18 protein-coding genes are annotated in these 18736 nt (G+C 58.4%); all 18 read left to right on the forward strand.

From position 1 onward, the window contains the following. Positions 1-12: 12 nt before the first annotated feature. The 18 genes from cas4 to ANT_RS03205 all read left to right on the forward strand — a co-directional run bounded on the left by cas4 (position 13) and on the right by ANT_RS03205 (position 18722). A complete protein-coding gene (gene cas4 / locus ANT_RS03120; protein ID WP_013559054.1) occupies positions 13-528 on the forward strand; it encodes a CRISPR-associated protein Cas4 in 516 nt (171 codons plus the stop codon). Positions 529-544: 16 nt separating this feature from the next. Beyond that, on the forward strand, positions 545-1732 hold the full coding sequence (locus ANT_RS03125) for an LCP family protein (RefSeq protein WP_013559055.1): 1188 nt from the start codon (positions 545-547) through the stop codon (positions 1730-1732). A 240-nt stretch (positions 1733-1972) separates the two neighbouring features. Next, on the forward strand, positions 1973-3259 hold the full coding sequence (locus ANT_RS03130; RefSeq protein ID WP_013559056.1) for a Glu/Leu/Phe/Val family dehydrogenase: 1287 nt from the start codon (positions 1973-1975) through the stop codon (positions 3257-3259). 145 nt (positions 3260-3404) lie between these two features. Continuing rightward, on the forward strand, positions 3405-3908 hold the full coding sequence (locus tag ANT_RS03135) for a winged helix-turn-helix transcriptional regulator (RefSeq protein WP_013559057.1): 504 nt from the start codon (positions 3405-3407) through the stop codon (positions 3906-3908). Beyond that, a complete protein-coding gene (locus ANT_RS03140; RefSeq protein WP_013559058.1) occupies positions 3898-4860 on the forward strand; it encodes a GDP-L-fucose synthase family protein in 963 nt (320 codons plus the stop codon). The genes ANT_RS03135 and ANT_RS03140 overlap by 11 nt, the downstream gene beginning before the upstream one ends. 39 nt (positions 4861-4899) lie before the next feature. Beyond that, positions 4900-5757 (forward strand): ABC transporter permease, encoded by an 858-nt coding sequence (locus ANT_RS03145; protein ID WP_013559059.1) that lies wholly within the window; start codon positions 4900-4902, stop codon positions 5755-5757. A gap of 1 nt (position 5758) precedes the next feature. Beyond that, the gene (locus ANT_RS03150) at positions 5759-7015 is read left to right on the forward strand and encodes an ABC transporter ATP-binding protein (protein ID WP_013559060.1); all 1257 of its coding nucleotides are present in this window, start codon (positions 5759-5761) and stop codon (positions 7013-7015) included. After that, positions 7012-8628 carry a capsular polysaccharide export protein, LipB/KpsS family gene (locus tag ANT_RS03155; protein WP_013559061.1) on the forward strand — a complete coding sequence of 539 codons (1617 nt, stop codon included), beginning with the start codon at positions 7012-7014 and terminating at the stop codon, positions 8626-8628. The genes ANT_RS03150 and ANT_RS03155 overlap by 4 nt, the downstream gene beginning before the upstream one ends. Continuing rightward, positions 8625-9482, forward strand: a complete 858-nt coding sequence (locus ANT_RS03160) for a class I SAM-dependent methyltransferase (protein WP_013559062.1) — start codon at positions 8625-8627, stop codon at positions 9480-9482. Before ANT_RS03155 ends, ANT_RS03160 begins: the two co-directional genes overlap by 4 nt. A gap of 4 nt (positions 9483-9486) precedes the next feature. After that, positions 9487-10494 (forward strand): UDP-N-acetylglucosamine 4,6-dehydratase (inverting), encoded by a 1008-nt coding sequence (gene pseB, locus ANT_RS03165; RefSeq protein ID WP_013559063.1) that lies wholly within the window; start codon positions 9487-9489, stop codon positions 10492-10494. 8 nt (positions 10495-10502) lie between these two features. Further along, positions 10503-11438, forward strand: a complete 936-nt coding sequence (locus tag ANT_RS03170) for an SDR family oxidoreductase (protein ID WP_013559064.1) — start codon at positions 10503-10505, stop codon at positions 11436-11438. Positions 11439-11474: 36 nt separating this feature from the next. Beyond that, positions 11475-12542 (forward strand): N-acetylneuraminate synthase family protein, encoded by a 1068-nt coding sequence (locus tag ANT_RS03175; RefSeq protein ID WP_013559065.1) that lies wholly within the window; start codon positions 11475-11477, stop codon positions 12540-12542. Continuing rightward, positions 12543-13685, forward strand: coding sequence for a glycosyltransferase family 4 protein (locus tag ANT_RS03180; protein WP_013559066.1), 1143 nt, complete (start codon positions 12543-12545; stop codon positions 13683-13685). It begins immediately after the preceding gene. Next, entirely contained in the window at positions 13682-14443 is a 762-nt protein-coding gene (locus ANT_RS03185) for a cytidylyltransferase domain-containing protein (RefSeq protein ID WP_013559067.1), read from the forward strand. Before ANT_RS03180 ends, ANT_RS03185 begins: the two co-directional genes overlap by 4 nt. A gap of 7 nt (positions 14444-14450) precedes the next feature. Then, positions 14451-15359, forward strand: coding sequence for a hypothetical protein (locus ANT_RS03190; RefSeq protein WP_013559068.1), 909 nt, complete (start codon positions 14451-14453; stop codon positions 15357-15359). Between the two features lie 3 nt (positions 15360-15362). Continuing rightward, on the forward strand, positions 15363-16319 hold the full coding sequence (locus ANT_RS03195) for a glycosyltransferase family A protein (protein ID WP_013559069.1): 957 nt from the start codon (positions 15363-15365) through the stop codon (positions 16317-16319). Next, a complete protein-coding gene (locus tag ANT_RS03200; protein WP_013559070.1) occupies positions 16309-17754 on the forward strand; it encodes a hypothetical protein in 1446 nt (481 codons plus the stop codon). Before ANT_RS03195 ends, ANT_RS03200 begins: the two co-directional genes overlap by 11 nt. Continuing rightward, the gene (locus ANT_RS03205; protein WP_013559071.1) at positions 17751-18722 is read left to right on the forward strand and encodes a Gfo/Idh/MocA family protein; all 972 of its coding nucleotides are present in this window, start codon (positions 17751-17753) and stop codon (positions 18720-18722) included. The genes ANT_RS03200 and ANT_RS03205 overlap by 4 nt, the downstream gene beginning before the upstream one ends. The last annotated feature ends 14 nt before the right edge of the window (positions 18723-18736 follow it).

An 18736-nucleotide genomic window follows, 5' to 3' on the forward strand; every position in this document is an offset into this window, starting at 1 on the left:
GCAAGCCTTGCCATGATGTGGATTGGAGTGGGGCTTTTTCTCTTCCTGCTGGCAGTGTTGATGCTCATCTGGGCACAGCATCGACTGCAAGCGGTTGGGTTACCCCTGGGGCGGATTGTCTCCACCGATACTTCCAGATGGCGAGCGTTGGAAAAGCCGCTCTACGACCCGGAAACGGGGTTGACCGGTAAGCCCGATTATGTAGTGAAGGTAGGGGGAGTGCTGGTTCCGGTAGAGGTCAAAAGTGCCTGGGCGCCTGCCGAGCCGTATGATAGCCATGTATATCAGTTAGCCGCGTATTGTTTGCTTCTGGCGCGTACTTCAGGCAAGCGCCCGCCCTATGGGTTCATTCATTACCGCAATCGCACGTTTGCGGTGGATTTTACCCCCGCGCTGGAGCAAGCCCTGCTTGGGGTGATTGACGAGATGCATGCGGAACAGCGCCGTTCAACGGTTAACCGTTCTCATGAGGAATCTTCGCGCTGTGCTCGTTGCGGCTTCCGTGCGGTGTGTGATCAACGGCTGTAGTCGCTTTTTTGGTGGTATGCTTAAGGCTGTGACCCCTTTGTATCGTTTGCTGGTGGGGCTTTTGCTTTGCGCACTGGCGTTGAGTGCCTGTGGGGCTGAACAGGATATCACGGCACGGGGAACCGTTTTCCCATCCTATGCGGTGCAGATGCCGCCTACCCTCTCCCCCACACCATCCCTGACCCCGCTCCCGCCTCGCAGCACTGTCTATCCTACTCCACGCTTTACCTCGGTAACTCCTATTCCATCGCCTGCCGAGCCGCTGACCCTGCCTGATGAGGTCATGGTGTATTTGCTGGCAGGGCAGGATCGCAGTCAGCCGTTTGTGGGGCGCACCGATGCTATCCATCTGGTGTTTTTGCACCCTCGTTTTGCCAAAGCGGCATTGATTTCTCTGGCACCCGATTTGTTTGTATATCTGCCGGGGTATTCCATGCAGCGTCTTTCAGCGGCGTACCCGCTGGGTGGAGCCCGCCTTTTGCGTGAAACGCTGGCATACAATTTCGGCGTCCGGGTGGACGAATGGGCGGTGATGCGCATGGACGATTTTGCGTTTCTGGTAGATGAATTAGGCGGAATCAACGTTCCTGTGCTGGAAGCCATCCCCGGGGTGTGTGGAGACCGCATCTACCCGGGGCAGGTGTTCATGAACGGTGAACTGGCGCTGTGTTACGCCCGTCTGCGTCAGCAGGAACAGGAAACTGCGCGGGGATTGCGTCAGCAGGCACTGCTGGAGCAGATGCTTCTCCGCCTGGCGCAGGGGGGCAACCTGGTGCGCTTACCCGGTATTTTTGAGACCATTGCCCCACGTCTGGATACCAGCCTGAGCCGTGAGGATGTAGTCGGTCGGGCGGCGCTGGCATTGCGGCTGAGCGATACCCGCCGGTTGGGATATTTTCAAATCGGCGAAAATGCCGCACGCGTTTGGCCAATTCTGGATAACCCTCGCACCATTGTTTTCCTGCCCGATGGGCAAGCCGTGAGGCGCGTGCTGGAGCAAGCCATGGCGTTCATCAGTCGCCCGGAAGCATTCTCGGAACGCATCGCCACGCTGGAGTTTGAACTGACCATCTCGCCTACCCCTACTCCGTTGCCTACCGATACCCCCATTCCGCCGGATACGCCCACCCCGCTTCCCACCTTTACCCGCACCCCTGCCCCGCAGACACTCACCCCAACCTTCACCCCCACACTGGCGCCCTGACGAATTTCCCTTGAAAGCGGGAGGCTCATCATACAGGGAGGTGGATTTTCATCTCTTGTTTGCAGGAAGGGAATTTGTTATCTTATACTTGTAAACCGTGGCGGGATGGAGAAGCCTGTGAGCAATCAACCCCACATAAACTGGCAAAACAAGCGGGCACAGTCCGTAGTGCCCGCTTATTTTTTTTGCCCGCCGTATTCCATCTCATCCTTAAATTCTCGTTTGTAGAGGAGTGTCCGCATGTCAGGAATGATCAACGAGTTTGAAATGGCTCAACGCCAGTTCGATCATGTCGCGAGCCTGATGCATCTGGATCCGCAGGTGGCAGAATTCCTGCGCTGGCCCATGCGTGAGTATCATTTCCGCATCCCGGTGCGCATGGATGATGGCACAATCCGCACCTTCCAGGGTTTCCGTGTGCAGCACAATGATGCCCGCGGTCCCAACAAGGGTGGCATTCGTTTCCATCCTGCCGAGACTATTGATACCGTGCGCGCGCTGGCTTTCTGGATGACCTGGAAATGTGCTGTAGCAGATTTGCCCCTCGGCGGTGGCAAAGGTGGTGTGGTCATTGACCCGGCAACCCTCTCAACGGCTGAAAAGGAACGCCTGTGCCGCGGGTATGTGGACATCATGTGGCGCAATCTCGGTCCCCGCACCGATGTGCCCGCGCCAGATGTGGGTACTACCCCGCAGATGATGGGCTGGATGATGGATGAGTACTCCAAACTGGTCGGACAGTACACCCCCGGCGTGATTACCGGGAAACCCCTGGGCGGCGGCGGATCTGCTGGGCGCACTGAAGCCACCGGTTACGGCGTCATCTACACTGTGCGCGAAGCCATGAAAATGCTGGGAATTGACTCCAGGGGTACGGTTGCCGCCATTCAGGGCTTTGGCAATGTGGCTCAGTACGCCGCGATTGGCTTTGTGGAAATGCTGGGCGGGAAAGTGGCTTGCGTGTCCTACTGGGATCGCGAGGACCGCTGCGCTTACACCGTTTCCAAAGAGGGTGGTATTGACCCGCACTTCCTGATGTCCATCACCGATCAGTACGGCACCATTGATAAGAACAAAGCCGTTGCCGCCGGCTATAAGATTGAAGATGGCGAAGCCTGGATTACCAAAGAAGCCGATGTACTCATTCCCGCGGCACTCTCCGGCACCATCAACGCCGAAACGGTTAAGGGTGTGCACGAGCGCGTGAAGATCGTGGCGGAAGGCGCTAACGGTCCCACTACCCCCGAAGCCGATGAGCTCTTCAAAGCCCGCAACATCTTTGTCATTCCTGATTTCCTGTGCAATGCCGGCGGTGTAACCGTTTCGTACTTCGAGAGTGTCCAGAACGACATGAACTACTACTGGACGAAAGAAGAAGTCCTCAGCCGTCTGGATACCAAGATCACCACAGCCTTCCATGGTGTGGTTGAGATGGCGCAGAAGCAAGGCGTCTTCATGCGCGATGCCGCTTACATGGTGGCGATTGACAAGGTTGTCAAAGCCATGCAACTGCGCGGCTGGATCTAAACTTCTTTCAGCCTCAACCGGCGCCTGCCAGATGGCAGGCGCTTTTTCCTTAACAAATGGTAAATTCCGGTCAATTCAAGAGCCTGCGCCTTGACCGTCTCACCGTTGGGGGTTATAATTCAACAACTGAATTTTGGAACTTCCTATGACCCTTCAGCCAGAAGCCGAGCGCGATCTCATCATTTTAGAACACATTGAGCAAAACCCGGATGCCACACAGGCGACACTGGCGGCTCAACTGGGCGTTGCGGTCGGGACGATCAACTGGCATCTCAAACGCTTGATTGAAAAGGGCTATATCAAAGTGCGCCGCGCCGAGCGGCGCAAATTGCGTTATATCATCACTCCCGAAGGCATTGCCCTGCGCGCCCGCCTGACGATGGATTACATTCAAACCTCTTTCCGCCTCTACCGGCTGGTGCGTCAGCGCACCATCGAAGCCTTGACGCAGGTACAAGAGCACGGTATTCGCATGGTTCGCGTGGTGGGGGATGGGGATGTTGCCGAAGTCTGCCGGTTGACCTGTCTGGAACGGGGGATGCAGGTGGTGGAAGATGAGCACGCGCCAGCGCTCACCATTCAGGGGCTGAAAATTGTGCTGATGGGCGATGGATTTGACCACAAGGAGGAGGAAAACCATGCAAGTTGAGTCTTTCTGGCACGGAAAACGGGTGTGCGTCACCGGCGGGGCGGGGTTTCTGGGACAGTTCGTGCAGAAAAAACTGCGCGAGCGCGGCGTTTCTCAGGAGCAGATTTTCGTTCCTCACTATCCTGAGTATGATCTGGTCAAGCCAGAGGATGTGCGCCGTGTGCTGGATGATTCCCGTCCGGATGTCATCATTCACCTTGCCGCTCATGTGGGAGGGATTGGTGCAAACCGCGAGCATCCTGCCGAGTTCTTCTACGACAATTTGATGATGGGCGTGCAATTGATGCACGAAGCATGGAAAAAGGGTGTAGGCAAATTCGTTGCCATTGGCACGGTATGTGCCTATCCCAAATTCACCCCCGTGCCTTTCAAGGAAGATGATTTGTGGAACGGCTACCCGGAAGAAACCAACGCGCCTTACGGGCTTGCCAAGAAGATGTTGCTGGTCATGGCGCAAGCCTACCGCCAGCAGTACGGCTTCAACGCCATCTTCCTTTTGCCGGTTAACCTGTATGGTCCTGGTGATAACTTTGACTTGCAATCCTCACACGTCATTCCGGCGATGATTCGCAAGTTCATCGAAGCCGAAGAAGCCGGAAAGGATGAGGTAGTTTTGTGGGGCGACGGTTCGCCGACACGCGAATTTCTCTATGTGGAAGATGCCGCCGAAGGCATTGTGCGGGCAACTGAAGCCTACGAGGGCTCTGATCCTGTCAACCTGGGTTCCGGGTATGAGATTCGCATCCGCGACCTGGCAGAACTGATTGCCCGCCTGACGGGCTATTCCGGAAAAATTGTCTGGGATACTACCAAGCCCAATGGTCAGCCGCGCCGAGCGCTGGATACCACCCGCGCTGAAAAGTACTTCGGCTTCCGCGCGCGTACCAACTTCGAGGAAGGACTGCAAAAGACCATTGAGTGGTACCGCCAGAACCGCCATAAGATTGCGTAAGGAAAGAATCATCCCGGCAGGTTTGCCGGTGGAGTCAGCATGACGACCGTGAAGAATCATTCCTACCCCATCACTTACCTGCGTCCCGCCAGCGGCTGGATGCCGCTCGACCTTGCCGCTTTGTGGGAGTACCGCGAGTTGATTTATTTCCTCACCTGGCGGGATATCCGCGTGCGCTACAAGCAAGCCCTGCTGGGCATCGGTTGGGCGATTCTTCAGCCGGTCTTTCACATGGTGCTGTTTACGGTCATCTTTGGACGGCTTGCCGGGTTGAAGCCTGATGCCGGTATCCCCGAGCAACTGTACCCCATCTTTTCCTTCGCGGCGTTGTTGCCCATGCAGTTGTTCCAGCAAGCCCTTCAGCGTTCCAGCATCAGTCTGGTGCAGAATGCCAACCTGCTCACCAAGGTCTATTTCCCGCGCCTGATTATCCCGCTTTCGGCGGCGGGTGCGGCGCTTGTGGATTTCTTCTTTGCCATGCTGGTACTGGGCGGGCTGATGGTGGCGTATCAGGTGCCGGTGACCGCGCGCCTGCTCTGGCTCATCCCGCTGACCTTGCTGGCAGTGCTGGCGGCGCTGGCAATCGGCTTGTGGCTTTCGGCACTGAATGTTCAGTACCGCGATGTCCAGCATATGATTCCTTTCCTCATTCAGGCGTGGATGTATGCCTCGCCGGTTGCCTACTCCATAGATGTCATCCCGGAGTCGGGTATCTGGCGCTGGGTGTATGCGCTCAATCCCATGGCGGGGGTTATTCAGGGGTACCGCTGGGCATTGCTGGATGCTACTCCACCGGCAGGTTTTTTGTGGGTTTCGGTAGCGGTGGTGGTCGTCTTGCTGATTTCCGGGCTGTATTACTTCCGCGCCATGGAGCGCACTTTTGCGGATACGGTGTAAGATGAGCGATTGGGCGATTCGAGTAGAGAAAATAGGCAAACAATACCGCATTGGCACGCTGAACAGCCAGCGTTACCAGACGTTGCGCGATGCCATCACTGGCTTGTTCGACCGTTCCGCACGCAATGTGGTCTCCGGGCGCATCTGGGCGTTGAAGGATGTCTCATTCGAAGTGCGTCAGGGGCAAGTGCTGGGCATTATTGGGCGCAACGGCGCGGGAAAAAGCACCCTACTCAAGATCCTCTCCCGCGTGACTCAGCCTACCGAGGGCTTTGGCGAAATTCGCGGGCGGGTGGGGTCCCTGCTGGAAGTGGGTACGGGGTTTCACCCGGAACTGACAGGGCGGGAGAACATTTACCTGAACGGCGCCATTTTGGGCATGAAACGCCGCGAAATCGAGCGCAAATTCGATGAGATTGTCGAGTTTGCCGAGGTGGGTGCATTCATTGATACACCCGTCAAGCGCTATTCCAGCGGCATGTACCTGCGCCTGGCGTTTGCGGTGGCGGCACATCTTGAGCCGGAAATTCTGGTGGTGGACGAGGTCCTGGCGGTGGGCGATGCCGAGTTTCAGCGCAAGTGCCTGGGCAAGATGAGCGATGTGGCGCAGGAAGGGCGCACGGTGCTGTTCGTCAGCCATAACATGAGCGCCATTTTGCGCCTGACTCAGGAAACGCTGGTCATCGAAAAAGGGCGTCTGAAGATGCGTGCGCCCACACCTGAAGCGGTGGATTACTATCTCTCTCAGGGCTATTCTCAGGAAGGACAGCGCACCTGGGATGCCGATGAAATTCCCCCTGAGGCGGCGCCTTTCCGCCCGTGCGCGGTGCGCATTGTCAACGCCGAGGGCAAGGTCACCGAGACCGTGCGCTCCACTGAACCCTTCCATATTGAAGTTGAATATGCTCTCGATGCGCCCATCACCGGCTTGCGGGTGGGTGTTTACCTGATGAGCATGCGCGGGGAGTACATCTTTACGTCGTTTGATACGGATGACCCTCAGCGCTTCGAGCGTTATCCGGTGCGGCAAACCGGCGTATATGTCAGCCGTTGTACCGTGCCGGCAGACTTATTGAATGAAGGACGTTATGCGGTGGGAATCAACGCCAGTTCCTTCCGTGTGCGCCGGTATTTTCAGGATGATCAGGCTTTGAGTTTTACGGTGGATGCGACCGGTGCGCCCGGCACGCACTGGACAGAAGCCCGGTTGGGTCCACTGCGTCCGCGTTTGGACTGGAAAATTGAGGTGAAAGCATGAAAGCGGCAGGCAAGCAAGTCATCAAGCAATTTTTGGGGCAGATTCCATTTACTGCCGAACTGTACTGGCTCTTGCGCCAGAATGGCAAGCCCATTCGCACGCGCTTCAGCCTGAAGCACCTGCAAAGCGAACTACCCGAAATGGTGCGTCAGGCGGAAGCCATGCGTCGGGTAGTGGAAACCAGCAAAAATGTTTTCATTTTTGCCACCTTGCATTACTGGATTGAGCATACTGCCCTGCTAGGCATGGCGCTGGCGGCGCAGGGTCACCGCGTGACTCTGGGCTTTTTGCCCTATGCCGAGTGGCAGGAACCCATTAATCTCTTTGATTTACGCCGTCAGAACGCCTACGCCCGTAAGGTGTTGAGCACGGCAGAGCCGTGGTTACATCCGGTTTCATTTTTGAATAATCGTCCAACGGTTGTGCGCCTGCCTGATGAGGTCATGGATGCCGTGCGTCTGGTTTCGAATTACGATGCTCAGTACACCCTGCAGGTAGAAGACGTTGACCTGGAGAGCGGGATTTACAAACTGCGTTTGGAGCGTAACACCGAGGCGGCGCGTACGCTGTACCCCTACCTGAAAGCCAACCGCCCGGATGTGGTGATTGTTCCCAACGGCACCATTCAGGAACTGGGCGTAGCCTATCGCATTGCCCGCATCTTGAACATTCCCGTAGTCACCTATGAATTTGGCGATCAGCGTCAGCGCATCTGGCTGGCGCAGAATGCTGAGGTGATGCGTCAGGAAACCGATGCCCTTTGGGAAGCGCATCAGGGCGCTTCGCTGACTCCCGAACAACTGGAGCGCATGCGCGCCCTGTTCATGGCGCGCCAGCGCGGCGCGTTGTGGGAGAACTTTGCCCGTCAGTGGCAGGGTACGCCCGCGCAGGGCGGCAACACTATCCGCGAGCAGTTGCGTCTGGATGAGCGCCCGCTGGCACTGCTTGCGACCAATGTTCTGGGCGACAGCCTCACCCTGGGGCGACAGGTCTTCTCGCAGAGCATGGCGGAGTGGATTGAGCGCACCGTGCAGTACTTTGCCGGACGCCCGGATGTGCAGTTGGTCATCCGCATTCACCCCGGCGAGGTGCTGACTCACGGGCAATCCATGATGGATGTGGTCAAGCGTGTTCTGCCGCGCCTGCCGGAGCATATCCGCCTGATTGGACCAAAAGAGAAGATCAATACCTACGATCTGGTCGAGGTGGCGGATGTGGGGCTGGTGTACACCACTACTGTCGGCATGGAAATGGCCATATGCGGTTTGCCGGTGATTGTCAGCGGGCAAACGCACTACCGCGGCAGAGGCTTTACCTTCGATCCCGATTCGTGGGTGAGTTACTACAAACTGCTGGGGCAGATTTTGAGCAAACCCTCAGCCTACCGCCTCAGCCGTCAGCAGGTGGAAAGCGCCTGGGAGTACGCCTATCGCTTTTTCTTCGATTACCCGCGCCCGTTCCCGTGGCATCTGGTGCGCGCCTGGGAAGATTACAAAGCCCGTCCGCTTCAGAGTGTGCTGAGCGATGAAGGGCTGGCGCAGTACGGCGATACCTTCCGCTATCTGGTGGGCGATCCCATTGACTGGAAACGCATTTTGCAGGAGAACCCATGAGCGGAGAGCCGGTGCGCCAACAGGTGCGCTCATTTTACGACCAGATTGGCTGGCAGAAGGAAGCCGATGGGCTGTACCAGAATGCCCGCTATGAAGACCTGCGCCCGGTCTCGGCGGAGTACATTCACCGCTGTCATCTGCGCGTCAAGCGGCATCTTGCGCCCGAAGGGCGTTATCTGCTGGATGCCGGTTCAGGTCCGGTGCAGTACCCTGAGTACCTGACCTATTCTGAGGGATATCAGTACCGCGTTTGCGCCGACCTGTCCATCGTGGCTTTACAGGAAGCCCGCCGCAGGCTCGGGGAGCATGCCCTATGCGTGGTGGCAGATGTGGCGCATCTTCCCTTTGCGCCGGAAGCCTTTGACGGCGTGGTCTCTCTGCACACCCTGCACCATTTGCCTCTGGAAGAACAGCCCAACGCCTATAATGAACTCTTCCGCGTGTTGAAGAGTGGTAAAAAGGGCGTGGTGGTCAACGGCTGGACGGATTCGCCACTGATGCGCCGTTGGGCGCCGCTGGTGGCATTGGCAGAACGGCTGGGAACCTGGGTGGCGCGTCTGCGCAGTCGGGCTGTCGCGGCTGAGAAAAAGACATCTGTGTCTCAACCCACGGGGACGTTTGTGCGCAAACTGGATGCCGCCTGGCTCCGGGAGCATTTGCAGGGCAAAATTCCCTATGAAATCTATGTGTGGCGCAGTGTCAGTGTGCGCTGGCTGCGCGCTCTCGTTCATTCCATCACCGGCGGAAAGGTATGGCTCAAACTGCTTTACTGGCTGGAAGAGCGCAATCCGCGCTGGTATGGAGAAAATGGTCAGTATCCGCTGATTGTGATTTCGAAAGAACGCAGGAGTTAAAGGCATGAACTGGAGTGAAAAGGTTGTGCTGATTACCGGGGGCACTGGTTCGTTCGGCAAGAAATTCGTAGAAATCATGCTCAATGAATACCATCCCGCCAAGTTGATTATTTACAGCCGGGATGAACTGAAACAGCATGAGATGCGTCAGTCGGGGTTTGATCACCCTTCTCTGCGCTACTTCCTGGGTGATGTGCGCGATAAAGACCGCCTGCGCCGTGCCTTTGAAGGGGTGGATATTGTTGTCCATGCCGCCGCGCTCAAGCAGGTGCCTGCCTGCGAGTACAACCCCATGGAAGCCATCAAGACCAACATTCTGGGGAGCAGTAACGTGGTGGATGCCGCACTGGATACCGGCGTGGAAAAGGTGCTGGCGCTCAGCACCGATAAGGCGGTCAATCCCGTCAATCTGTACGGCGCAACCAAACTGGCGGCAGAAAAACTCATCATCCAGTCCAATGCTTATGCCGGCGGCAAGGTGACGCGCCTTGCCTGCGTGCGTTATGGCAACGTGGTGGGAAGCCGTGGGAGCGTGGTGCCGGTGTTCCTGAAACAGCGCGAGAACGGCAAGGTCACGGTGACTGATGAACGCATGACCCGCTTCTGGCTGACGCTGGAACAGGGCGTGCGCTTTGTCATCCGCAGTATCGAGCAGATGCGCGGCGGCGAGGTGTTCGTTCCCAAGATTCCCAGTATGTCTATCATGGATTTAGCCCGTGCCGTTGCGCCAGAGAACGACATTGAAATTATCGGCATTCGTCCCGGCGAGAAACTGCACGAGGTGCTGGTTTCGGAAGACGAAGCCCGCCACACGGTGGAACTGGATGATATGTTCGTGGTCATGCCCGCCGAAGCCATCTGGTTTGGTCTGGACTGGCACGACAAGGGCAATCCTCTGCCCGATGGCTTCCGTTACGCCAGCAATAACAATTCTCAGTGGCTGACTATTGAACAAATCCGCGAGATGATTCGCCCTATAGAAGAAGCGCACCGTAAGGGAGTGCTGGAGTAAACAGGCTTATGGGAGAACGGCGCAAACGTCTGCTGGTGACGGGAGCAAGCGGCTTGCTGGGCATCAGCCTCTGCCTCGATGCAGTGGGCGATTTCGAGGTCATTGGGGTGGTGAACAGCCGCCGTCTTGCTGGCGCGCCGTTTTCCCAGGTTCAGGCAGATTTTACGCAAACCGGTTCTGCCGCAAAGTTGATTGAGGAAGTGCGCCCGGATTGGGTGGTGCATTGCGCCGCTCTGGCAGACCTGGACGCCTGCGAGAAAAATTCTGCCCTTTCGGCGCGTTTGAACGCAAACCTGCCCGGTGAGGTAGCCGAAGCCTGTTACAGGTCAGGAGCGCGCCTGGTGTACATCTCCACCGATGCGGTGTTCGACGGCGAACGCGGCGGCTACCGCGAGGATGACCAGCCCAATCCACAAAGCGTCTATGCCCGCGACAAGTGGCTGGGCGAGCAGGCGGTTTGGCAAGCCAATCCGCAGGCGATTGTGGCGCGGGTCAACTTTTACGGCTGGAGTTTGCTGGGTCAGCGCAGTCTGGCGGAGAAGTTTTACTACACCCTTGCGGCAGGCAAGGGCATGATGGGCTTTACCGATGTGTACTTCTGTCCACTGGTCAACCAGCACCTGGGACGGATTTTGCTGGAAATGCTGGAAAAGGGCTTGGAAGGGCTGTACCACGTCTTCAGCGCAGAATGTCAGAGCAAGTACGCCTTTGGCGTGGCGCTGGCAAAACGCTTTGGGCTGGATGCCGGATTAATTCGTCCGGTTTCGGTGCAGGAAGCCGGTCTGGCGGCGCGGCGCTCTCCCAATTTGACCATGCGCGTAGAAAAACTGGAAGCGGCTTTGGGACATGCCATGCCCGGACAGGAAGAGGAACTGGAAGCATTCCATCGTCTGTATCTTGAGGGTTACCCTCAACGACTGCGGGCGATGGTGGCTGTTGCGTAAGCACAAGTAGAGCAGGCTGGAAAGGAGAGGTTTACCATGGACATTCAAATTGGCAATCGTCTGGTTGGTTTGAATCATCCCACCTATTTCATCGCGGACATTGCCGCCAATCATGACGGTAGTCTGGAACGGGCAAAGCAGTTGATTCGTCTTGCCAAAGAAGCCGGCGCCGATGCCGCCAAGTTCCAGAATTTCCGCGCGCCCAAAATCGTTTCCGATTACGGTTTTAAGGCGCTGGGCGGGCAGAAGTCGCACCAGGCCACCTGGCGCAAGAGTGTCTTTGAGGTCTATCAGGATGCATCCATTCCTTTCGAATGGACGTATGAACTCAAAGCCGTCTGTGATGAAGTGGGTATTGATTACTTCTCTTCCCCCTACGACTTTGAAGCCACCGACTTCCTTGTGCCTTACATGCCTGCCATCAAAATAGGTTCGGGAGAGATTACCTGGCATGAAGCCCTGGAACACATTGCCCGCAAGGGCTTGCCCGTCATTCTGGCTACCGGCGCGTCCGACATTGGCGAGGTGGCGGCGGCGGTGCGCCTGATTCTTTCCATCAACAAGCAACTGGTGCTGATGCAGTGCAATACCAACTACACCGCCAGCCTGGAAAACTTCAACCATGTGCATCTCAACGTGCTGAAGACCTATGGACTGATGTTCCCGGATGTGGTGCTGGGGCTCTCCGATCATACCCCCGGACATGCCGCCGTGCTGGGCGCGGTCGCGCTGGGCGCGCGGGTGATTGAAAAGCACTTTACCGACGATAACAACCGCGAAGGTCCAGACCACAAATTTGCCATGAACCCCGATACCTGGGCGCAGATGGTGGAAAACACCCGTCAGTTGGAGCGGGCGCTGGGCTCGGCAGATAAATTCGTTGCCGAGAATGAGCAGGAAACCGTCGTTTTGCAACGGCGTTGCCTGCGCGCCGCTCGCGATTTGCCCGCCGGAACTGTCATTACCCGCGAGCATCTGGATGTACTGCGCCCGGCTCCGCGCGATGCCATCATGCCCTATGACATTCCGCGCGTGCTGGGCAAGCGATTAATCGTGGATAAGGTTGCCGGTCAGGAACTGCGCTGGACCGACCTGGGAGAGTAAATGCGCGTTTTGTACTTCACCCGCGCTTACACCCCGCACGATCACCGCTTTCTTTCGGCGCTGGCAGAAAGCGGTCAGGAAGTGTTTTACCTGCCGCTGGAAAACGATGGTAAAGCGCTGGAAGACCGCCCGCTCCCGCCTCAGGTGGAGCGTCTTCACTGGCAGGGCGGGAGCGGACGCTTCCGCTGGCGGGATGTGCCCGCGCGGGTGCTGGAACTGCGCCGTATTCTTCGTCAGGTGAACCCGGACGTGATTCATGCCGGTCCGGTGCAAACCTGCGCCTTCGTGGCGGCGCTGGCGGGGGCGTCCCCGCTGGTGACCATGTCCTGGGGTTCGGACTTGCTCAAGGATGCATTCTCCAGCGGGTGGATGAAATGGGTGACGCGCTTCACCCTGCGCGCCAGCCATGTGCTGGTGGGCGATTGCCTTGCCGTGCGCGATGCCGCGGCGGGGTTGGGCTTCCCGGCGGAGCATGTGGTGCTGTTCCCCTGGGGCGTCAATCTGGAGCGCTTCCATCCCGTGCGGGAGTCTTCTCCCCTGCGGGAGCGGCTGGGCTGGCAGGATGCCTTTGTGGTCCTCTCCCTGCGTTCGTGGGAGCCGATCTACGGCGTGGAGACGGTGGTGGATGCCTTTGCGCAAGCCTTTGAAGAAGAACCCCGCCTGCGCCTCATCTTGCTGGGGCAGGGTTCGCTGGCGGGACGCATTCAACAGCGCCTGCATCAGCGTCAATTGCATGAGGTGGTGTACCTGGGCGGGCAGGTCAATCAGGACGATTTACCGCGCTTCTATCAGGCGGCGGATTTATACGTCAGCGCCTCTCATTCCGACGGCTCTTCGGTCTCGCTGATGGAAGCCCTGGCGAGCGGCTTGCCCGTGCTGGTCTCGGACATTCCCGGAAACCGCGAGTGGGTCACTCCCGGAGAGGCGGGCTGGCTCTTCCCTGTTGAAGATGCCCATGCGCTGGCGCAGGGGATTCTGCGGGCAGTGCGCGAACCGGAGACATTGAAAGACATGCGCATCCGCGCTCGCCGTCTTGCTGAAGAGCGCGCCGACTGGCGCAAAAACTTCCCGAAACTGCTGGAGGCGTACCGCATGGCGCTCCGGCGGACGGGAAAACTCGTGGAGGAAAAGCAACCCCTATGACCAACACCGTCATTCTCATTCAAGCCCGTATGACTTCCAGCCGTCTGCCCGGAAAAGTCCTGCTGGATTTGGGCGGTCAACCGGCGCTGGCGTGGTGCGTGGAACGCTGTAAGCAAGCCCGCTCCGCTCAGCGGGTGGTGGTGGCAACCACCACCAATGCCTCGGACGACCCGGTGGCGGCGTTGTGCCATCAGCGCGGCTGGGAGGTCTTCCGCGGTAGTGAGTTTGATGTGCTGGATCGTTTTGTTCAGGCGGCGCGCTGGGCGCAGGCGGATGTGGTCGTGCGCGTCACCGCCGACTGTCCGCTGATTGACCCCGCCGAGATTGACCGGGTGGTGGAGGCTTTCTTTGCCACCGGTGCGGATTTTGCCGCCAATCGTCTGCCGCCCCCCTGGAAGCGTACCACCCCCATTGGACTGGATACCGAGGTGTGCCGCATGGCGGCGCTGGAACGGGCATGGCGCGAAGCCGCCCAAAAGTTCGAGCGTGAGCATGTCATGCCTTATCTCTATGATGAACCCGGGCGCTTTCGCGTTCACATTGCCGACTGGGAACAGGATTTGAGCCATCACCGCTGGACGCTGGATACCCCCGAGGATTACCAGTTCCTGCGCGAAGTGGTAAAGCGTCTGGGCAACCGCATGGATGTGCGCTGGCAGGATGTGCTGGCATTGCTGGAAGCCGAACCGCAGTTGATGCAAATTAACGCCGGCGTGCGCCACAAATCCGGGTTGGAACATGACCCCCGCATGAAGTGAGAGAGCCATGAGCCTGATCACCCTTTTTACCGCCCCCAAACCCTTTACCGACCCGCACATTGCGCTGATTCAGCACAATGCCATCCGTTCCTGGCTGGCGCTGGGCGATGAGGTGGAAGTCATCCTGCTGGGCGAGGAAGAAGGACTGGCGGAAGCGGCGGCGCTCTATGGCGTCAAACACCTGCCTCAGGTGGCACGCACGGCTTCAGGTACGCCGCTGGTCTCGTCCATGTTTGCGCTGGCGCGGGAGCATTCCACCAGCCCTCTGTTGTGTTGCGTCAACGCCGATATTCTGCTCACCCCCGACCTGCTGACGGTGGGGCGGGCGATGCTGGAAAAGCATTCCCGTTTTCTGGTGGTGGGTCAGCGTTGGGATCTGGACGTGCATGAGCCGCTGGAGTTTACTGCGGGCTGGGCAGGACGTCTGCGCCGGCGCGCTCAGCAGGAAGGTAAACTGCACAAAGCCACCGGCTCGGATTACTTCCTCTTTCCGCGCGGGTGCTTCAGCGATATGCCTGCCTTTGCCATTGGACGCGCTGGCTGGGACAACTGGATGATTTACTCCGGGCGCGCTCAGCATTTCCCGGTGGTGGACGCCACCCATGACCTGTTCATTGTTCACCAGAACCACGACTACCGTCATCTTCCCGGCGGACAACCCCACTACAAGCACCCTGAAACGCTGGAAAATATCCGCCTGGCAGGCGGCAGACGGGCAATCTTCGAACTTCCCGATGTCAGCCACCGCCTGGTGAAGGGCAAACTGGTGCGTCCGCCGCTTACCTGGCAACGCTTCTGGCGCGAGGTGGAGATTTTCCCGCTGGTGACTTTGCATTCCTACCCGCTGGCGCTGGCAATGTACTTCCTCTTGCATCCCCGCAAAGCCTACCGGGAATACCGCGAAGGGAGACTTTAATCTATGCGCGTTGGACAGAACCCGGCAAAATTCGTCAAAGAGGTAGCCCGTCCGGAACGCATTACCGTTGCGGTGCTGAATTATATTCCTTTTCTCAGCGGTTTTTACGCTGAGGCGCTGGACGTGCTGAAAGTGTGCCTGGAAAGCGCCCGCACCGAGGCAGGTTTGCCCTTTGATTTACTGGTCTTCGATAACGCTTCCTGCGAAGAGGTGCGCCAGTACCTTTTGGATGAGCATCAAGCCGGACGCATTCAGTACCTTTTCCTTTCAGAGAAGAATCTGGGCAAGGGCGGCGCCTGGAACATCATCCTCTCCGGTGCGCCCGGCGAGATCATCTCGTATGCCGACAGCGATGTGCTTTTCTCTCCGGGCTGGCTCAAGCGTTCGGTCGAGATTCTGGAAACCTACCCCAACGTGGGCATGGTGACCGCGCGCCCCTTCCGCACCCGCGAGGAATACATGACCGCCACACTGGACTGGGCGCGGCGCACCTCTGAGGTGCAGGTGGAGCAGGGTCAACTCATCCCCTGGGAGACCTTCCTGGAATTTGACCTCAGTTTGGGACAGAGCGAGGAAGAAATCCGCCAGCGTTATGAAAGCACCCGCGACGTGCGCCTGACTTATCAGGGCGTTCCGGCGTTTGTGGGCGCTTCGCACTGGCAGTTTACCGCCTGGAAGAGTACCCTGCAGAATTTCCTGCCCTTCAACATGGATCGCCCGATGGGGCAGGTTAAGCAACTGGACGAGCGCATGAACGCCGCGGGTTTTCTGCGTCTGATGACTGCCGAACCGCTGGCGATGAACATGAGCAACACCCTGCGCGGCGTCCGTCAGACGGTTACCGCGCCTGCACCCCAACCCGGGCGCAAGAAAACTTCTCCCCTGCTGGAGTTTCCGCCGGTGAAGAAGGTGTTGCTCTCACTCTACGATTCCATTTTCCGCTGGTATTATGACCGATAAAACGATTTTCATCTCTGCCGATCACGGACTTTCGATTGTCTATTTCCTGCAAACGGACGTCCTGCCCACCCTGCTGGAAAGCGGCGCGCGGGTGGTTGTCCTCACGGATGACGGCATCCGTGATCAGATTGCCGCCAAATTTTCCCAGCCCAATCTGATCATCGAAGGATTGCGCTTCCGCCAGTGCCGCGAGTACTTCGAGAAAAACGATCACTCACTGCAGTACTGGATGCACTTTCTGCGCTGGATGGGCGGCTCAAACCGCATCAACACCAATGCCATGGACGGACATTTGCGCCAGATGGCGCACGAAGCCTCGCCGCGCGGCAAGCGCCTCATGCCCCTCATTCGCGGGCTGACGTACGTCCTGCGCCGCTCTCGTCTGGCGCGCCAGGCGCTGGTGAACTTCCAGCGCCGCTACACGCCCAACATTTACGGCGATTTGTTCGAGAAGTACCAGCCCTCGCTGGTGGTTGCCAGCACTCCCGGCTGGCGCTGGGATCGCTATCTTCTGCGCGAAGCCGCGGCACGCGGTATCCCCACCGCCGCGGTGATTGTCGGCTGGGACAACCCTTCCAGTTACCGCCTGCCCGGTGCACCGGTGGACTGGATTACCTGCTGGAGCGAGATTCAGAAGCAGGAACTGGTGCTGGGCTCGGACTGGAAGCCTGAGCGCGTGCATGTGGGCGGTATTCCTTCCTACGATGGCTATTTCCGCGGCACGTGGAAGATGTCCCGCGAGGAATACTTCCGCCTGCATGGGCTGGATCCCAACCGCAAACTGCTTTCGTATGCCTGCTCGTTCGTCACCTTTTCGCCAAATTTTGCCAACATCCGCGCACTGGCGGAACTGGTGCATCAGGACGCGCTGGCAGAGCCGACACAACTGCTCATCCGTCTGCACCCCAATCACTTCCAGCCGGGCTCGCTCTACGAGCAGGAAGCCAACCGCGTGCGCGAGTTGATTCGCGGTATGCCGCACGTTCATCTGGTGGAACCGGTGCCGCTGGGCGGCGAACTGGGCTACTACTCCGGGGAGGACATGCCCGAAAAAGCCTCGATGATGGCGTATTCGGACGTTTTTCTGACGGTGTACTCCACCATGGTGGTGGAGACCGCCATTCACGACCGTCCGATTGTCAGCGTGTGCATTGACGAGCCGGGCGGCTGGAACACGCCGGGAAAATTCTCTCTCTCCCTGCAGGAAATTGGCGAATGGCCCACCCATCTGCGCTTCCGCGCCGCCGGAGCGGGCAGGGTAGCCTACAACGCCGAGCAGTTGAAGGACATCCTCAACCTGTACCTGCGCGCCCCCGAAACCGACTCGGCTCAGCGCCGCAAGTTCATTCAGGACGAGTGCACCTTTACCGATGGCTCTGCCGGATGGCGCACTGGAACTTTTCTGCGCAGTCTGCTGGAAAGAGGTGAGGCATGAAATTTCTGATTGCCGGATTTGGTTCGATTGGCAGACGTCACCTGCGCAATTTGCGTGCGCTGGGAGAGGAAGATATCCTGCTTCTGCGCTCCCATCGCAGTACCCTGCCTGATGATGAAATTGCCGGATTGCCGGTAGAAACCGATATCCACGCCGCGCTGGCGCACCGCCCGGATGCGGTGATTATTGCCAACCCCACCGCACTGCACCTGCAGGTAGCCATTCCGGCGGCGGAGCAGGGCTGTTCTATCCTCATGGAAAAGCCCATTGCCGACTCCACCGAGGACATTCCCGCCCTGCGGCGTGCGCTGGAAAAGGGCGGCGGGCAGTTGCTGGTGGGCTTTCAGTTCCGCTTTCATCCCACCTTACAGCAAGCCGCCAAACTGCTCTCTGAGGGTGTTATCGGACGGGTGGTTTCGGTGCGTTCGCACTGGGGCGAATACTTGCCCAACTGGCATCCCTGGGAGGACTACCGCCAGAGTTATGCCGCGCGTCCCGACCTGGGCGGCGGGGTGATTCTGACTCTCTGTCATCCGTTCGATTACCTGCGCTGGTTGCTTGGCGAGTATGCCATCGGCTGGGCAGGCGGCGGTACCCTGGGCGATCTGGAATTGCAGGTGGAGGACTGCGCCGAGATTGGGTTGAAGTTCCGCAACGGCGCGGTGGGCACATTGCATCTGGATTACCTGCAACAGCCCCCCCGCCATACGCTGGAAGTCATCGGCACGGCAGGCACCTTGCAGTGGGACAACGCCGATGCCACCTTGCGGGTGTTCCGCGCGGGCGAAAGTGACTGGCAGGTCTTCTCTGCACCAGAGGGCTTTGAGCGCAACTGGATGTTCCTTGAAGAGATGCGCCACTTCCTGGCGGTGGCTCGCCGGGAAGTTCAGCCTGCCTGCACGCTGGAAGACGGCGTGCGCGCTCTGCAACTGGCGCTGGCGGCTCGCGAAGCCCTGAAAGCGATATAATTGCCTGCCGAAAA

The sequence above is a fragment of the Anaerolinea thermophila UNI-1 genome (assembly GCF_000199675.1).
GTDB classification, from domain to species: domain Bacteria; phylum Chloroflexota; class Anaerolineae; order Anaerolineales; family Anaerolineaceae; genus Anaerolinea; species Anaerolinea thermophila.

What these genes read in the sequence shown, in the direction of transcription:
- cas4 (WP_013559054.1), top strand. Translation starts at nt 13, where the DNA reads ATGATGTGGATTGGAGTGGGGCTTTTTCTCTTCCTGCTGGCAGTGTTG.
- ANT_RS03125 (WP_013559055.1), top strand. Translation starts at nt 545, where the DNA reads ATGCTTAAGGCTGTGACCCCTTTGTATCGTTTGCTGGTGGGGCTTTTG.
- ANT_RS03130 (WP_013559056.1), top strand. Translation starts at nt 1,973, where the DNA reads ATGTCAGGAATGATCAACGAGTTTGAAATGGCTCAACGCCAGTTCGAT.
- ANT_RS03135 (WP_013559057.1), top strand. Translation starts at nt 3,405, where the DNA reads ATGACCCTTCAGCCAGAAGCCGAGCGCGATCTCATCATTTTAGAACAC.
- ANT_RS03140 (WP_013559058.1), top strand. Translation starts at nt 3,898, where the DNA reads ATGCAAGTTGAGTCTTTCTGGCACGGAAAACGGGTGTGCGTCACCGGC.
- ANT_RS03145 (WP_013559059.1), top strand. Translation starts at nt 4,900, where the DNA reads ATGACGACCGTGAAGAATCATTCCTACCCCATCACTTACCTGCGTCCC.
- ANT_RS03150 (WP_013559060.1), top strand. Translation starts at nt 5,759, where the DNA reads ATGAGCGATTGGGCGATTCGAGTAGAGAAAATAGGCAAACAATACCGC.
- ANT_RS03155 (WP_013559061.1), top strand. Translation starts at nt 7,012, where the DNA reads ATGAAAGCGGCAGGCAAGCAAGTCATCAAGCAATTTTTGGGGCAGATT.
- ANT_RS03160 (WP_013559062.1), top strand. Translation starts at nt 8,625, where the DNA reads ATGAGCGGAGAGCCGGTGCGCCAACAGGTGCGCTCATTTTACGACCAG.
- pseB (WP_013559063.1), top strand. Translation starts at nt 9,487, where the DNA reads ATGAACTGGAGTGAAAAGGTTGTGCTGATTACCGGGGGCACTGGTTCG.
- ANT_RS03170 (WP_013559064.1), top strand. Translation starts at nt 10,503, where the DNA reads ATGGGAGAACGGCGCAAACGTCTGCTGGTGACGGGAGCAAGCGGCTTG.
- ANT_RS03175 (WP_013559065.1), top strand. Translation starts at nt 11,475, where the DNA reads ATGGACATTCAAATTGGCAATCGTCTGGTTGGTTTGAATCATCCCACC.
- ANT_RS03180 (WP_013559066.1), top strand. Translation starts at nt 12,543, where the DNA reads ATGCGCGTTTTGTACTTCACCCGCGCTTACACCCCGCACGATCACCGC.
- ANT_RS03185 (WP_013559067.1), top strand. Translation starts at nt 13,682, where the DNA reads ATGACCAACACCGTCATTCTCATTCAAGCCCGTATGACTTCCAGCCGT.
- ANT_RS03190 (WP_013559068.1), top strand. Translation starts at nt 14,451, where the DNA reads ATGAGCCTGATCACCCTTTTTACCGCCCCCAAACCCTTTACCGACCCG.
- ANT_RS03195 (WP_013559069.1), top strand. Translation starts at nt 15,363, where the DNA reads ATGCGCGTTGGACAGAACCCGGCAAAATTCGTCAAAGAGGTAGCCCGT.
- ANT_RS03200 (WP_013559070.1), top strand. Translation starts at nt 16,309, where the DNA reads ATGACCGATAAAACGATTTTCATCTCTGCCGATCACGGACTTTCGATT.
- ANT_RS03205 (WP_013559071.1), top strand. Translation starts at nt 17,751, where the DNA reads ATGAAATTTCTGATTGCCGGATTTGGTTCGATTGGCAGACGTCACCTG.